Origin of the sequence: Mesonia phycicola, from assembly GCF_900141885.1 — a bacterium.
GTDB lineage: Bacteria > Bacteroidota > Bacteroidia > Flavobacteriales > Flavobacteriaceae > Mesonia > Mesonia phycicola.
The window spans coordinates 364,657-380,526 of the sequence record NZ_FQYY01000003.1 but is presented as its reverse complement, the minus strand read 5'-3'; the positions used below and the strand labels follow the sequence as shown (position 1 = coordinate 380,526).

Below are 15,870 nucleotides of genomic sequence, written 5' to 3'. Positions count from 1 at the left end.
TCTTAATGTAATTGCAGCACCAACTGCAAACACACCAACAGCTTTAGAGTTATGTGATGCTAATAATGATGGTTCAGAATCTTTTGATTTATCACAATTAGATGCATTTATCACAGGTAGTGATCCAGATTTAAGCGTGGCTTATTACGGTACACAAACTGGTGCTAGTAATGCTACTGCTTCAGATTTAATTACTTCTCCTTATACTTCTGGTACGGCAACAGTTTATGCTCGTGTAGATAGTGCAACTATTAGTTGTTACAATACAGTAAGTGTAGATTTAATTGTAAATCCTTCTCCAGATCTTCCTTCAACTATAACTTCTATTGAAGAGTGTGATGAGAATGAAACAGGAATAATGATTTTTGATTTACAAGATCGTGAGACAGAGGTATTAGCAAATCTAGCAAATCCAGCGGCTTATACCGTAGCTTATTATGATGCTACAGGTGCAGCAATAGCAGCAAGTGATGTTAATAACTACTCTAGTGGTTCAACCACTATAACAGTAGAGGTAACAGATGGTAATAACTGTAGTTCAACAACCACTTTTGATTTAGTTGTAAATCCATTACCAGCATATAACACTCCAACGACATTGGTAGTTTGTGATGAAGGTCAAGCTAATGGTTTAGCCACTTTTGATTTATTAACTGCAACTTCTCAAATCACAGGAAATGATCCTAATTTAACCGTTCTTTATTATGAGAATATGGCAGATGCTCAAGCTGCAGGAACTAATGATTTAGGAACTAGTTATATGAATACTACCGCTTATGCTCAAACTATTTATTTAAACATCACTAATAATACTACTGGTTGTTTTACAGTAACTAGTTTAGATCTTCAGGTAGATGTTTCACCTGCAGCTTATACACCAGCTGTGTTTGAATATTGTGATGATGATAATGATGGAGAGGGAATCTTTATTTTAACAGATTTAGATGCTGAAATTACTGGAGGAGCTACTGGAGTAACGGTAACTTATCATAGAACTCAGGCAGATGCAGATAATGATGTTAACCCAATAAGTAGTCCATTTACTAATACTGTAAATTACTCACAAACCATTTATGCAAGAGTAGAGAGTCCAGGGGTAGCTTGTTTCAACACGGTAGACGTTAGTTTATTAGTTCTAGATAGTCCAGACCTTGTAGCGGCTGCAAACTTAGTAGCACTAGAAGAATGTGATACAACTAGTTCAGGAAATGCTGTGTTTGACCTTACAGATATGGCAGATGATATATTAGCAAATGAAACTAATCCGTCAGCCTTTACGTTAACTTACTATGCAAGCCAAGCAGATCTTACTTCTGGTAATGAAATTTCAGTGCCAACAGCGTATACTGCTAACGCTCCTTCAGAAACTATATATGTTTTAGTAGAGGGTAGTAATGGTTGTCAAGACGAAACTAGTTTTGAGGTGATTGTAAACTCTTTACCAACTATTTATCCTCCGGTACCTTTAGAGTTATGTGATGATAATAATCCAGGAGATGAAAAAGAGTTTTTCAATTTAACAGATGCTACGTTAGAAATTAATGGCGGAGATACAAGTATAGATGTTCAGTACTATTTAACTCAAGCAGATGCAGACAATAACGTGAATGCTCTAAGTAGTCCTTATGAAAATACCATTAATAACCAAACTATCTACATTAGAGCAGAAGATAGTAACACAGGTTGTTATGTAAGTCAAGGTTACACACTAACATTAACGGTAAACCCACTTCCATCTCCAGAAATCCCAACTTTACCTATTGAAGTTTGTGATGAAGATAATGATGGTATTGCAGAGTTTGATCTTGCACTTTTAGCAGTAGATATCTTAGGAACTGAGCCAGATGTTACTATTACTTTCCATACCACTATATCTAGTGCAAACAGTGGAGGTAATCCAATAGACACTTCTAGCTTATATGGAGTAAATAGTTCTGGTAGCCAAATTATTTATGTAAGAGCAACCAACGACCTTACAGATTGTTATGTAACAGGACAAGTAGAATTAATTTCTGTACCAACTCCAGAGATAGAGAATTTAGAAGATCTTTATGTTTGTGATGACAATAATGATGGTTTTGCTGTGTTTGATTTAACAGTAAATACTGCTAATATTATTGGTTCTCAAAACCCAGCAGATGTAATGGTTAGTTACCACATATCTCAAGCAGATGCAGAAGCAGGAACTAATGCTATTATAGTACCATCTATGTATACCAATACATTTAATGGTCAAGTAATTTACGTTCGTATAGAAAGTAATATAACAGGTTGTATAGATGCTTTTGATGCAACTAATAACAACACCTTTACTTTAAATGTAGAAATGTTGCCTACAATTGCAGAGCCAACACCATTACAATTATGTGATGATGATTATAATAATGTCCCTGTAGCACAAACAATATTTGACTTAACTTCTAAAGAAGGAGAAATTACAGGTCAAGCATTACCTCCAAATACGTATTCATTTACTTACTATGCAAGTGAACAAGATTACTTAAATGGAAATGAAATTGCAGATCCAACAAACTACGAGAATGTAATTAATAACCAAGAAATTTATGTAGAAGTAGTAAATACAGCTACACAAGGATTATGTTCAGATGTAGTTGTATTAACTTTAGAAGTATTACCTCTACCAAGTCCATCAATAACAGATCCAGATGAACTTAGACTAGAAGAGTGTGATGATAATAATGATGGTATTACTGCATATCCGTTTGATTTAACAGAAGCAGGCGCTATGATTAGCGGTAGTGAAAATGTAATTTTAACTTACTACAAAACAGAAAGAGCAGCAGAAGATGGAGATACTTCATCGGCAGAATATATTGTAGATCCAACTGCTTATGTTAATGAGCCTTCTTACAATAGCATTAATGATAATGATCTTATTGTTCAAGAAATCTTTGTAAGAGTAGATAGTGGTATTAATGGTAACTTCTGTTACGTAATTGTACCAATAGAGATTGCAGTAATTAAAGCTCCAGTACTTGCTTTAGTAAATCCAGATGAATTTGGATATACTCTATGTGAAGATGGTAATAGTTCTCAAGCGACTTTATTCTTAGAAGATATTGCAGAAAATGTTTACGATAATACTGTAGCTAATCCTGTAACTTCAGAACTTATCTCTTTATTAGATGAGTCAGAGAATACTGATTTAGATCTTGATAATTATATCATAACATATTATGATTCAGAAAGTGATGCTGAAGCAGGAACAAACCCAATCTCATCAGGAGAGTTAGCTTCAGACGGTGACTTATTATACATAAGAATAGAGTACGGAGATACTGGTTGTTATAATACAGGAGCAATTGGAGCAGTAAGAATAACTGTAGAGCCAAGACCTGATATTGAAGAAGTAGATCTTATGGAGATTGTTTGTTCAGACGAACAAGGAGGAAGCACTGCAACTATAGATCTAACTGCTTATAACGATGATATTAACCCAGGAGCGCCAGCAGATACAGAAATAGTATACTATGCAAGTATGGATGATTATATGTCAGGAGTTAACATTGATGCAAGTCAATTGTCATCTTATACAACAGTTGAAAATCCACAAACGATTATTGCAGAAGTAATAGATACAGTAACACTATGTGAGTCTGCATTATATGCAACAATCACTATTGAAGTAGACGATAGACCTGTGGTAGATATCTCTGGTTATGATGGGTATATTTGTGAAGACGTAGATCCATCTACTCCAACAGAAGGAGGAGATTATGATCCAGTAGTAATTGATACAGGTTTAGACACTACAATCTATAGTTTTGAATGGAGTCTTGATGGTAATATCTTAATTGAAACAGGAGGAGTATTAGAGGCTACACAGTCAGGAACCTATACCGTAACTGTTACTAACATAGTAACAGGATGTAGCAGCACAAGTAGTACTACACTAATTCAAAGTACACCACCAGAGTTTAGCGTAGAGCCTTTAACCTTAGCTTTTGAAGGAGAACATGCTTTATTAATTACCGCTTCTGGTAACGGAGATTATGAGTTTAGAGTAGACGATGGTCTTTGGTTTGATATCGGTGAAGATGGTACTGTTACTATAGATGGTTTATCTTCAGGTAGTCACCTTGTATATGGTAGAGATAAAAATGGATGTGGTGTAACAGTTAATGTAATTAACTTTATAGATTACCCTAAATTCTTCACTCCAAACGAAGATGGTTATAATGACCGTTGGAATATTATAGGATTAGGAGAAGAGAATGCAGGAGCACAGATCTATATCTTTGATCGTTACGGTAAATTATTAAAACAATTAAGCCCAACAAGTGAAGGATGGGATGGTACCTTTAATGGGAAAGTAATGCCTTCAGGAGATTACTGGTTTAGAATTGAATATTTACAATTACAAACCGATGGTGAGTTAGTAAAAGCAGAATTTAAAGCTAACTTTACTCTAAAAAGATAATTAATACTTATCAATATATATTTAAAAAGCCCTCTAAACAGAGGGCTTTTTTATTTGTACAATATTCATTTACCTAATATCTCTTAATTTTAATTGTAAAGACACATTACCATTCCATTCATTTTCATCTATAGAATATACAGCATCAAATGGTTTTTTGTCTTTAAGCAACTCTAATTTATTGCCTAAGTTAAAACCTATAGAGCCTATTGACGCTTTATTTGGTAGTTGTTGTACGCTGCATTTTAAATGATCTTTGGTTTCTCCTACTGCTTTTGCATAACCTGTATCGGTAAGGCTTCTGGTTAAAAAAACGGGAGACATATTACCTGGACCAAAGGGAGCAAATTGTTTTAAAATTCTGTAAAATTTGGGAGTTATATCTAATAAATTAAGTTCTTGATCTATAGTGATTTCTGGAGTTAGAAGTTGTTTATCTATTGTTGTGCTTACTACTTTTTCAAACTTCTCTTTAAAGACTTTGTAATTACTTTCTTTTAATGTTAATCCTGCGGCATATTTATGTCCGCCAAATTGCTCTATGTGTTCTGCGCAGGCTTCTAGAGCATTATAAACATCAAATCCCTTAACTGAGCGTGCAGATGCTGCTAATTTATCTCCGCTTTTAGTGAATACTAACGTAGGACGGTAATAAGTTTCTGTAAGACGAGAAGCAACAATACCTATTACTCCTTTATGCCAATCTTCTTGATAAACAACAGTAGTAAAACGTTCTTGCTCGTTAGACTTTTCTATTAAGTCTAATGCTTCTTCTGTAATTGTTCTATCTGCGCTACGCCTATCTGCATTGTATTGTTCTATTTCTTGAGCAAACTTTTGAGCGTTTTCTAAATTTTCTTCGGTTAATAACTCTACAGCATGCAAACCGTGCTTCATTCTTCCGGCAGCATTAATACGTGGCGCTACAATAAAAACTACATCTGTAATGGTAAAAACCTTCTTTTTTATTTGATCTAAAATAGCTTTAAACCCATTTCTTGGAAGGGTGTTAATCACGTGTAATCCAAAATATGCCAATACTCTATTTTCTCCAGTAATAGGGACAATATCTGCACCAATAGCAGTAGCTACCAAATCTAAATAAGGCATTAGAGTATCTACAGTATTTCCTAATTTTTCTTCTAAGGCTTGTATTAGTTTAAAACCTACACCGCAACCACAAAGTTCTTTATAAGGATAAGTACAATCTTCTTGTTTGGGATCTAAAACTGCCACAGCATCTGGAACTGCAGCTCCTGGTCGGTGATGATCACAGATAATAAACTCTACTCCTTTTTCTTTGGCATAAGCTACTTTATCTATAGCTTTTATACCACAATCTAAGGCTACAATTAAAGAGATATCGTTATCTGCGGCATAATCTATTCCTTGATAAGAAACCCCATAACCTTCTGCATATCTATCTGGAATATATGTAGCTACTTGCGGAGTTCTTGTTTTTAGATATGAGCTCATTAAAGCTACACTGGTTGTACCATCTACATCGTAATCTCCATAAACCATGATGTTTTCACCTGTAGCAATGGCTTGTTCTATTCTTTTTACCGCCTTGCTCATATCTTTCATTAAAAAAGGACTGTGCAGCTCTTCTAAACTAGGACGGAAAAATTTTTTAGCATCTTCAAAAGTTTCAATTCCACGCTGTACCAATAGACTTGCAATTGCTTTTTCTACACCTAGTGATTGTTGAAGTTCTTGTACTTTTATAGAATCTGGTAGAGGTTTTATTGTCCAACGCATTTAGAAAAATTTTAGATACAAATATAAAGTGCTTTGCTTTCTGAAAAGATCTTTTAAAAGAAAATAAATTTTATACTAAATGCAATAATGACGGTAAATACTATAGAAAAAATAAGCCATATTCTCACTTCTTCTTTTCTATTTTCTTCCTTAATTTTTTTCTTTATTGTTCTTAGTTTTTTGGCTGATATTTTTTTAACAGGTATACCAGAGTTATTTTCTGAAGTAGCTTTATAACCTTTATCAAAATAATTTACTCTTTTACCACGCCTTGAGTTATTCTTCAAGCTAGTAATCATTCCTTGTACCGATCCTCCAAAACCCATTTCAAAAAAATATAAGTTATAATATACAAAAAATTTATTAAAATTTGACTAGTATACTGAGGGCAGCTTCCTTGTTTTAGTTAAATTCGTGCACAGAATTAAATGAAATGAATCAAGATCTTACCCTAAAATACAAAAACACCCTTCAAATATTAATTATTCTCTTAGTTGGTATTATACTTTTAATTATTGGTCTAATTGGTTATGTTTTAAGTAAAGAGGTTTCTTACTTCTATTTGGTTGCCTTGGCAAATATTTTAGTCATCTATGTTATTATAAAAAGTCAAATAAAAAAACACCACGTTATTTATGATGCAGTTTTTATAAAATACAAACTAGATGAAGGGCCTACTAAACGATTAAAAGTAGATGAAATTTGCGGGGTAGATCAAAACGAAAAATCTCTTTTTGTAAAATTAAATGAAGAAAAGATGGCTACTATAAATTTAACCAATTACTCTTCTTCTTCTATTACAGAATTTAAGCAATTATTAGAAAAAATGGCTGCTTTTAAATGTTAATATAGAGCTCTAATTTATATACACTTTACTTACCTTTTCATGATGTTTTAATAAAATTTTTGAAATTTTTCTGTAACATATTCTATTTATTTTTGTCTATAATAATAGAGTAAGTTACTTAAAACTAATTCATTAATCAAAATTCATTAATCATGAAAAAATCAATTATCACCGTAGTATTTGCATTCATCAGCTGTATTACATTTGCCAACAACACTTATGAAATTAACCCAAAAAATTTATCTGAAATAAATTGGGAGAAAAATGAAGACCTTAACTCTTTTTGCAAAGCAATTATGAAAGGAGACACCAAAATGGTACAACAACTTATAGAATTTGGAGAAGATGTAAACAAAAAATCTTTAGGTAAAACTCCTGCTATGTTTGCAGCTCGATATAATAAAGTAGAAGTTTTAAAACTGTTGGTAAAAAATGGTGCCGATTTATCTATGAAATCTGACAAAAACAAATATACTGCACAAAAATTTGCAGAGTTGTCTAATGCAACAGAAGCACTAAATTACCTAACCTCTTTAGAGTAGTAATTTTTTAAATCTAGATGTTAATAACGAAGGTTTGCTTTTTTAAAGCAAACCTTTTATTTTTTACCTGCTAGCACTACCACTATTTCTCCTTTAGGTGGTTTATTAGTATAGTAGTTTAATACTTCTACTGTGGTACCTCTTACTGTTTCTTCATGAAGTTTGGTAATTTCTCTAGAGACAGAGACCTCCCTATCTTCTCCAAAAAACTCTACAAATTGTTTTAATGTTTTTAATAATTTATGTGGCGACTCATAAAAAATAATAGTTCTTGTCTCTTCTGCTAAAATTTTTAAACGAGTCTGTCTTCCTTTTTTAACGGGTAAAAAACCTTCGAACACAAATTTATCGTTAGGTAAACCACTATTTACCAAAGCAGGAACAAATGCTGTTGCACCTGGTAAACAATCTACTTCTATGTTATTCTCTACACAAGCACGGGTTAATAAAAAACCGGGGTCTGATATTGCTGGAGTTCCTGCATCACTAATTAAAGCTGCAGTTTCTCCATTTTGTATACGTTTTATTATTAATTCTACCGTTTTGTGCTCATTATGCATATGGTGACTATGCATTGTGGTAGAAATATCAAAATGCTTAAGTAATTTACCACTATTGCGCGTATCTTCTGCAAGAATAAAGTCTACTTCTTTTAAAACTTTAATAGCTCTAAAAGTCATATCTTCTAAATTACCGATAGGAGTTGGTACTAAAAAAAGTTTTGCCATTAGTCATATTTATTTTCAATGGCTTTTAAAAAGCGATTTTCATAAACTTCTTTGTTTTCCCAATTACCATAATCTGGTTTTATTTGCTGCTGAATAAATTGATGTGCTTCTGCATAAGTATTTATAGTATTTAATTGAGAAAGCACACGGTTGTAATCTGCTGCATTACCTTCAAAAAGATGTTTGATGTAAGCTAACCTATCGTTTAAACCAATATTAATCCCTTTTTTTAATCTATCATTTAAAGATTTTCTTTCGCCTCCTACATCGTTTCTTGTAGAAGTTTCTTTTGGCTCAAACTCTGGTGTTTTATGCTCATGAAATAAGTCTTGCTTAGAAGAAGGTTCTGTATCTTTTGGGGCTTCTGCTTTTACCTCTTCTTTTATTTCTTCTACCTGCGGTGTTTCAGGTATTTCATTGGTTTGTACCGGTTCAAACTGTGGTAAATCATCATAATGTACACCAAAATGTTGTTCTTTAGAGTTAGTATTATCTTGCGGAATAATTTTTTCTAACTCTTCATCTACCTTTTCAGACTCTGGTAACATCTGTGCTACTAAATCTTTTATTTTTTCTGTATTGGGTTCTGTAATAGCCTCTTTATTATACTGCAATCCATCGGGTCTTGCGTTTTGTTCTTTAATGGCCATTAACTTTTCAATAGGCATCTCTGCCAAAATATTTTTTAAAATTTCTGTATTTAGTTCTACAAAACCTTCGGTATTATGTTTTACTCCACTGGAGTGTGCTACTTTTTCGGTAACCTCTTCTGTAGAATCTGCTACAATTTCTTCTTTAGTTTCTTCAACCTTAGTTACCTCTTCTTTTACTTGTTGTAAACCAATAGTAGGTCTGGATCCTGCAAAATGCTTTTCTGCATAAGATAAAACAGAAATTTTTTCATATAAAACAGCAGTAATTGCTTTTAATTCATGAATATCTTCCTTGTTTTTAAGTTGTAATATTCTGTGTGCTATGCTAATTAATTCAGCTTCCAGAGACTTCTTCATAACTTTATGATTAACTTTTTTTGTGCGGGTGTATTTTTAGTAATTTTACCTTGCTTAAATGTAAACAGTATATTTCTGTTTTAATGCTGAAAATTACAAAATGTTTCTTGAAAATACCGTAAATCACGAAGAGCAATTTGGATGGATTGAAGTAATTTGTGGAAGTATGTTCTCTGGCAAAACCGAAGAGCTTATCCGCAGGTTAAAACGTGCCCAATTTGCAAAACAAAAAGTAGAAATTTTTAAACCCGCCATAGATAAACGCTATGATGAAGAAATGGTGGTTTCTCACGATGCTAATGAAATTAGGTCTACCCCAGTTCCTGCTGCTGCAAATATTAGACTTTTAGCAGATGGGTGTGATGTGGTAGGTATTGATGAAGCACAATTTTTTGATGAAGAAATTGTAAGTGTATGTAATGATTTAGCAAATAAAGGAATTAGAGTAATTGTAGCTGGTCTAGATATGGATTTTAAAGGAAATCCTTTTGGACCAATGCCAAATTTAATGGCTACGGCAGAGTATGTAACTAAAGTTCACGCTGTTTGTACCCGCACTGGTAATTTAGCCCAATACAGTTTTAGAAAATCTGCTAGTAAAGATTTAGTGTTATTGGGAGAAACAGAAGAATATGAGCCACTAAGTAGAGCAGCTTATTACAAGGCTATGCTTAATGAAAAAGTGAAAAAAATAGACGTTAAAGGTATAGAAGAGTTACCTGGTAAAGAAGAATAATTATGTCACAAACTTCTGAAACTGTTTTAGAAATAGATTTAGCCGCTTTAGAACACAATTACAACTATATGCGTTCTAAAATTGGTGCTTCTACTAAAATGCTTGGGGTAGTAAAAGCTTTTGCCTACGGGAGCGACTCTGTTAAAATTGCTACTCGTTTAGAAAAATTAGGCGTAAATTATTTTGCAGTAGCTTATACTAAAGAGGGTATTACTTTAAGAAAAGGCGGTATCACTAAACCTATTTTGGTTTTACACCCACAATCTTCTAATTTTGAAGAGGTAATAGCATATAATTTAATGCCAAATATTTACAGTAAATACACACTTAACACTTTTATTACTACTGCAGAAAAACTTCATCAGAAAAATTACCCAATCCATTTAAAAATAAATACAGGCTTAAATAGGTTAGGATTTTCTATTGAAGAAATAGATTGGATAGTAAATAAACTTACCACCACACAAAGTACCAAAGTAGAAGGTATATTTTCTCATTTGGGAGCTAGTGAAGATACTGCAGAAAAAGACTTTACGTTACTACAAATAAAAAATTACCAAAAAGCCTTAGATAAAATCTTACCTCAATTAGCATACAAACCTATTTGTCATTTATGTAATACATCTGGGATTATTAATTACCCAGAAGCTCATTATGATATGGTAAGAACTGGTATTGGTCTCTATGGTTATGGTAACTCTGCAAAAGAAGATAAAAACTTAATCCCAGTAGGTACTTTAAAAACATTAATATCTCAAATACACCACATAAAAAAGGGAGAAAGTGTAGGTTACAATCGTGGCTTTATAGCTTCCAAAAATACCAAAACAGCTACCCTACCTCTTGGGCACGCAGATGGTATTAATAGAATTTATGGTAAACAAAAAACCAGTGTATTGATAAACGGTAAATTAGCTCCAATAATTGGTAATGTTTGTATGGATATGTTAATGATAAATGTTACCAATGTAGATTGTAATGAAGGAGATGAAGTTATACTATTTGGAAAAGAAAAAAGCGCAGAAGAGTTTGCCAATAATGCAGGTACTATTTCTTATGAGCTAATCACTTCTATCTCTCAACGAGTAAAGCGTAATATTATTAACTAACACCACTCATAACTAAATTAAAACACTTAAACTACAGAAAAGCACTTTTCAACGTTAATTTATATAGCTAAAGATTTTTTTAATATTTTTAACCAAATATTAACTAATCAAATATAATATGAGCTTTTTTACTGACTTTAAAAAATTCTTAATGAAGGGTGATATTGTTGCCCTTGCTACTGCAGTTGTTATTGGTGCTGCTTTTAAAACAATTGTAGATTCTGTTGTAAAAGACATTATTACCCCAATTATTGGAGTTATTACTGGCGGAACAGATTTTACTACAAAATTTATTGCGCTTAACGGAGAAACCTATGCTACTCTTGAAGCAGCTAAAGAAGCTGAAGCTGCAGTTATGACTTATGGTAATTTAATACAAGCAATTATCAACTTTGTAATTGTTGGTTTATTTATCTTTTTATTCTTAAGAGCTTACGAAAAAACAAAGCAAAAAGAAGATCCAAAACCAGTTGCAGCTCCAAAGGGACCTACTCAAGAAGAATTACTTGCTGAAATTAGAGACGAGTTAAGAAAGAAAAACAATGCCTAATATTAGATAATTTATCTACATATTTAAATTTTAATAGTAAACCCTGCTTAATGAGCAGGGTTTTTTTGTGTTCAATGTTATTTTATAAATCCAATAAAGCTACAATCTAATTTTCTCTACTATCTTTGTAACTTATTATTAATATCTATTTTAAGTTTTAATTAAAAATTTTAGATCTCAGTAAAAATGAAAGTAGCTGTTGTTGGAGCCACCGGTATGGTTGGCCAAGTAATGCTAAAAGTTTTAGCAGAAAGAAATTTTCCTTTAACCGAATTAATTCCTGTAGCATCAGAAAAATCTGTTGGTAAAGAAATTGAGTTTAACGGAAAAAATTATAAAGTAGTTAACCTAGAAACAGCTGTAAAACGAAAACCTGAGATCGCTTTGTTTTCTGCAGGAGGAGACACCTCTTTAGAATGGGCTCCTAAATTTGCAGAAGTAGGTACAACGGTAATCGATAATTCTTCTGCTTGGCGTATGGACCCTACTAAAAAATTAGTAGTGCCAGAAATTAATGCAGATGCTTTAACAGAAGAAGATAAAATTATAGCAAACCCTAACTGCTCAACTATTCAATTAGTATTGGCTCTTAAACCATTACATGATAAGTTTGGTATAAAAAGAGTAGTAGTTTCTACCTACCAATCTATTACAGGTACAGGAGTAAAAGCTGTACAACAATTAGAAAATGAGTACAAAGGTGAGAATGGAGAAATGGCTTACCCTTACCCTATTCACCGTAATGCAATACCTCACTGTGATGTTTTCTTAGAAAATGATTACACAAAAGAAGAAATGAAACTAACACACGAAACTAAAAAAATCTTAAATGATGATACTGTATTAGTTTCTGCAACTGCTGTAAGAATACCTGTAGTTGGTGGCCATAGTGAGTCTGTAAACATAGAGTTTGAAAAAGATTTTGAAGTAGAAGAAATTAAAGCTGCATTAAAAGATTTTTCAGGTATTACATTGCAAGATAATCCTGCTGTAAATACTTACCCAATGCCTATTTATGCAGAAGGTAAAAACGATGTTTTTGTTGGTAGAATTAGAAAAGACCACTCACACCCAAGAGCATTAAACATGTGGATTGTAGCAGATAATTTAAGAAAAGGAGCTGCTACAAATGCAGTACAAATTGCAGAACACTTAATTAAAGTGAATGCTTAATATATAAAGCATAACTAGCTTTATAAAAGAATATCTTATCTAAAGCCCAATCAAGTTTTTACTATTTTAACACTTGATTGGGTTTTTCTTTTTAATTTTGCCCTATGGTTTTGTCTAACAAAGTTAAAATTAGCCTTTCATGGTTATTTCTTACTGCTTTTATGCTTATAAAAGTTGCGGGACTGCATAGCTTAACTCATCAAGACGACCTAAAACATACTAAAACCTGCATGTGGTGCCATTTATCTGGCACAGACAATAACACACTTCTTTTAGTCTCTGAAGCAATTTTTGATCTTCAAGAGGTTGTTCCGCAAGACATAACTATTACCAACAACAACTACAATTCTCTAGCCTCAGAGAAAACCCCTGTATGCTTAATATATAACAAACCTCCTCCTTTTTATACTGTTTAATACTTATTTACTTTGGTATTACTATCAAAGTATTTGCTATTCTTTCTGCTTATCAATTTTATAGTTTATAAGTTAAAAAGCTTTAGATAACCTATCTGTCAATTTGTTAGATAGTAGTTTCAACAGTACAAAAAATTAAATTATGAAAACCCTTTTAACGGTTATCTTCATGATAGCGGTTAGTGTTTCTTTACAAGCCCAAGATTGTAAAAATACCCTTACAGGCAAAATAATAGATTACCATAATGGTGATCCGCTTATTTATGCAACCATTCAAATAATTGGTCGTGATGTGGAGGTCTACTCAGACTTTGATGGTAATTTCAATATAAAAAATCTTTGCAACGGAAAAATTGAATTAAAAATTACTCATCCAGATTGTCAAGATCTTATTTATCCCGTTTTAATAGAAGGAGATACTTATGAAAATATAAAATTAGAACATCATTTAGAAGAACTAGGCGAAGTTGCCTTATCAGGTAATAGCACCATAGAAAACTCTAAAACAGGACAAGAAGAGGTATTAAAAGCTGAAACTTTAGAGCGTTATAGCTCTGCTACTTTAGGAGACGCTTTAAAAGAAATAAGTGGTGTATCTTCTCTTAATACTGGTAATAGTGTAGTAAAGCCTGTTATTCAAGGTTTACATAGTAGCCGAATTTTAATGATGAATCACGGCGTAAGAATGGAAGATCAAGAATGGGGAGCAGAACACGCCCCAAATATCGATTTAAATTCTGCAGGAAATATTACCGTGGTTAAAGGTGCTTCTGCATTGCAATATGGTGGTGATGCAATTGGTGGAGCTATTATTATAGATCCTGCAAAAATTCCTGTAAAAGATACCCTCTACGGTAAAACTATATTAAACGGGGCTACTAATGGTCGCGGTGGTTCTATAACTACGAGTATTACCAAGAGTTACAGCAATGGTTGGTTTGCTAATTTGCAAGGAACCTTTAAAAAGTTTGGAGATTTTGAAGCTCCAGATTACGTACTCTCTAATACGGGGACAGAAGAGAAAGACTTTTCTTTAAATTTCGGAATTAATAAATTCTCTTCTGGTTTTAATGTTTATTATAGCTATTATAATTCTGAAATAGGTATTTTACGTTCTTCACACATAGGTAATGTAAGTGATTTAATAAGAGCCATTAACAGTGAAGAACCTGCAGTGGTTAATAATTTTACTTACACTATTAATGCTCCCAAACAAAAAGTAGAACATCACTTAGCTAGAGTTAATTACTACAAACGTTTTGAGGGTTTAGGTAAGTGGAATGTTCAATACGACTATCAACTTAATAATAGATTAGAGTATGATATTAGAACGGGAGACGATAAAGATACTCCTTCTGTAGATTTAGAATTACAAACCCACACTTTGACTACCAATTTTAAGTTTGATGCTAGAAATGAGTATAAATTAAACGTGGGCTTAAACGGAAGCTACCAAACCAATTATCCAAATCCGCTTACTGGAGTAAGAAGACTTATACCTGATTATGATCAATATAAACTAGGTGCATTTGCAATTGGTGAATATAAGTTAACAGAAAATCTATTAGCAGAAGCAGGTGTGAGATATGATTTTACCCACATAGATGCACAAAAATATTATTTAAAATCTAGATGGGAAGAACGTAACTATAGTGAAAATTATAGCGATATTATTGTAGAAGAATTTGCTACTCAGTATTTAACCAACCCTGTATTTAGTTATCATAATGTATCTTCTACAGCGGGATTAAGTTATACATTTAATCAATTTAAATTAAATGGTAATTATGCTTTAGCAAATAGAGCTCCTAACCCATCAGAGTTATTTGCAGATGGCTTACATCATTCTGCAGCAGTAATAGAGTTGGGAGATTTAAGTTTTGAATCTGAAACTTCTCATAAAGTAAGTTTAGATTTTAGCAAAAACCAAGGAGACTTCACTTTTGGCGTTTCTCCTTTTTACAATAACATTTCAAATTTTTTACTTATTGAGCCATCTGGGGTAGAAACCACCATACGTGGCGCTTTTCCTGTTTGGGATTATAAACAAACAGATGCGCGCATGTTTGGGGTAGACATAGATTGGAGCTATCAAATAAATCATAATTTTAGTTACCGTGGTAAATTTGCCTATGTAAATGGTAAAGACACCCAAAATAACAGAGATTTAATAAATATGCCTCCTGCAAATCTATCTAACACCATTAGCTTTCAGCAAGAAAAATGGCATCAATTAAAATTAAGTATCACGGGCAATTATGTGGCCCAACAAAAAAATTATCCTGATAATAATTTTTATTACGATGTTCTAGAAGATGGAGTTTACACAAGTACTTTGGTAGATGTAAGCACGCCTCCAGAAGATTACTTTTTACTAGGTTTTGAGGCAAACTCTACTTTCACGCCTTTTTCACACGGTAGTATGCAAGTAGGCTTACGCGTAAACAACCTTTTAAATACTTCTTATCGAGATTACCTTAATAGACTTAGGTACTATTCAGATAATTTAGGAAGAAATATAATGCTACAAATAAAATTTAATTATTAATAAATATAA

General features: G+C 32.6%; 13 protein-coding genes. 9 read left to right on the top strand and 4 right to left on the bottom strand.

The window, feature by feature from the left end:
* The coding region (locus tag BUC03_RS06335) for a T9SS type B sorting domain-containing protein (RefSeq protein WP_084112830.1) at positions 1 to 4,441 on the top strand (4,441 nt) is incomplete at its 5' end.
* Between the two features lie 69 nt (positions 4,442 to 4,510).
* Here BUC03_RS06335 and recJ read toward each other — a convergent pair.
* Together recJ and BUC03_RS06325 are read right to left on the bottom strand one after the other, a co-directional pair.
* Entirely contained in the window at positions 4,511 to 6,202 is a 1,692-nt protein-coding gene (gene recJ / locus BUC03_RS06330; RefSeq protein ID WP_073149396.1) for a single-stranded-DNA-specific exonuclease RecJ, read from the bottom strand.
* 53 nt (positions 6,203 to 6,255) lie between these two features.
* Complete coding sequence (locus BUC03_RS06325) at positions 6,256 to 6,528, bottom strand: hypothetical protein (protein WP_073149394.1); 273 nt, start codon at positions 6,526 to 6,528, stop codon at positions 6,256 to 6,258.
* Positions 6,529 to 6,635: 107 nt separating this feature from the next.
* Between BUC03_RS06325 and BUC03_RS06320 the strand changes: the two genes are divergently transcribed.
* Together BUC03_RS06320 and BUC03_RS06315 are read left to right on the top strand one after the other, a co-directional pair.
* On the top strand, positions 6,636 to 7,049 hold the full coding sequence (locus BUC03_RS06320; RefSeq protein ID WP_073149392.1) for a hypothetical protein: 414 nt from the start codon (positions 6,636 to 6,638) through the stop codon (positions 7,047 to 7,049).
* A 152-nt stretch (positions 7,050 to 7,201) separates the two neighbouring features.
* Positions 7,202 to 7,591, top strand: a complete 390-nt coding sequence (locus BUC03_RS06315) for an ankyrin repeat domain-containing protein (protein WP_073149390.1) — start codon at positions 7,202 to 7,204, stop codon at positions 7,589 to 7,591.
* A gap of 56 nt (positions 7,592 to 7,647) precedes the next feature.
* On the opposite strand, the gene rsmI is transcribed toward BUC03_RS06315, so the two are convergent.
* Both rsmI and BUC03_RS06305 read right to left on the bottom strand, forming a co-directional pair.
* Positions 7,648 to 8,319: a 16S rRNA (cytidine(1402)-2'-O)-methyltransferase gene (gene rsmI / locus BUC03_RS06310; protein ID WP_073149388.1), complete on the bottom strand. Its 672-nt coding sequence runs from the start codon at positions 8,317 to 8,319 to the stop codon at positions 7,648 to 7,650.
* Positions 8,319 to 9,329, bottom strand: coding sequence for a hypothetical protein (locus tag BUC03_RS06305; RefSeq protein WP_073149386.1), 1,011 nt, complete (start codon positions 9,327 to 9,329; stop codon positions 8,319 to 8,321). Before BUC03_RS06305 ends, rsmI begins: the two co-directional genes overlap by 1 nt.
* A gap of 100 nt (positions 9,330 to 9,429) precedes the next feature.
* On the opposite strand from BUC03_RS06305, the gene BUC03_RS06300 reads away from it, so the two are divergent.
* The 6 genes from BUC03_RS06300 to BUC03_RS06275 all read left to right on the top strand — a co-directional run bounded on the left by BUC03_RS06300 (position 9,430) and on the right by BUC03_RS06275 (position 15,861).
* Positions 9,430 to 10,065: a thymidine kinase gene (locus BUC03_RS06300; RefSeq protein WP_073149384.1), complete on the top strand. Its 636-nt coding sequence runs from the start codon at positions 9,430 to 9,432 to the stop codon at positions 10,063 to 10,065.
* A 2-nt stretch (positions 10,066 to 10,067) separates the two neighbouring features.
* Entirely contained in the window at positions 10,068 to 11,174 is a 1,107-nt protein-coding gene (gene alr, locus BUC03_RS06295) for an alanine racemase (protein ID WP_073149382.1), read from the top strand.
* Positions 11,175 to 11,292: 118 nt separating this feature from the next.
* Positions 11,293 to 11,724 carry a large conductance mechanosensitive channel protein MscL gene (gene mscL / locus BUC03_RS06290; protein WP_073149380.1) on the top strand — a complete coding sequence of 144 codons (432 nt, stop codon included), beginning with the start codon at positions 11,293 to 11,295 and terminating at the stop codon, positions 11,722 to 11,724.
* Between the two features lie 186 nt (positions 11,725 to 11,910).
* Complete coding sequence (locus BUC03_RS06285) at positions 11,911 to 12,897, top strand: aspartate-semialdehyde dehydrogenase (protein WP_073149378.1); 987 nt, start codon at positions 11,911 to 11,913, stop codon at positions 12,895 to 12,897.
* Between the two features lie 161 nt (positions 12,898 to 13,058).
* Positions 13,059 to 13,313 (top strand): hypothetical protein, encoded by a 255-nt coding sequence (locus BUC03_RS06280; RefSeq protein ID WP_143159145.1) that lies wholly within the window; start codon positions 13,059 to 13,061, stop codon positions 13,311 to 13,313.
* Positions 13,314 to 13,455: 142 nt separating this feature from the next.
* Positions 13,456 to 15,861 (top strand): TonB-dependent receptor, encoded by a 2,406-nt coding sequence (locus BUC03_RS06275; RefSeq protein ID WP_073149374.1) that lies wholly within the window; start codon positions 13,456 to 13,458, stop codon positions 15,859 to 15,861.
* The last annotated feature ends 9 nt before the right edge of the window (positions 15,862 to 15,870 follow it).

What these genes read in the sequence shown, in the direction of transcription:
- recJ (WP_073149396.1), bottom strand. Translation starts at nt 6,202, where the DNA reads ATGCGTTGGACAATAAAACCTCTACCAGATTCTATAAAAGTACAAGAA.
- BUC03_RS06325 (WP_073149394.1), bottom strand. Translation starts at nt 6,528, where the DNA reads ATGGGTTTTGGAGGATCGGTACAAGGAATGATTACTAGCTTGAAGAAT.
- BUC03_RS06320 (WP_073149392.1), top strand. Translation starts at nt 6,636, where the DNA reads ATGAATCAAGATCTTACCCTAAAATACAAAAACACCCTTCAAATATTA.
- BUC03_RS06315 (WP_073149390.1), top strand. Translation starts at nt 7,202, where the DNA reads ATGAAAAAATCAATTATCACCGTAGTATTTGCATTCATCAGCTGTATT.
- rsmI (WP_073149388.1), bottom strand. Translation starts at nt 8,319, where the DNA reads ATGGCAAAACTTTTTTTAGTACCAACTCCTATCGGTAATTTAGAAGAT.
- BUC03_RS06305 (WP_073149386.1), bottom strand. Translation starts at nt 9,329, where the DNA reads ATGAAGAAGTCTCTGGAAGCTGAATTAATTAGCATAGCACACAGAATA.
- BUC03_RS06300 (WP_073149384.1), top strand. Translation starts at nt 9,430, where the DNA reads ATGTTTCTTGAAAATACCGTAAATCACGAAGAGCAATTTGGATGGATT.
- alr (WP_073149382.1), top strand. Translation starts at nt 10,068, where the DNA reads ATGTCACAAACTTCTGAAACTGTTTTAGAAATAGATTTAGCCGCTTTA.
- mscL (WP_073149380.1), top strand. Translation starts at nt 11,293, where the DNA reads ATGAGCTTTTTTACTGACTTTAAAAAATTCTTAATGAAGGGTGATATT.
- BUC03_RS06285 (WP_073149378.1), top strand. Translation starts at nt 11,911, where the DNA reads ATGAAAGTAGCTGTTGTTGGAGCCACCGGTATGGTTGGCCAAGTAATG.
- BUC03_RS06280 (WP_143159145.1), top strand. Translation starts at nt 13,059, where the DNA reads ATGCTTATAAAAGTTGCGGGACTGCATAGCTTAACTCATCAAGACGAC.
- BUC03_RS06275 (WP_073149374.1), top strand. Translation starts at nt 13,456, where the DNA reads ATGAAAACCCTTTTAACGGTTATCTTCATGATAGCGGTTAGTGTTTCT.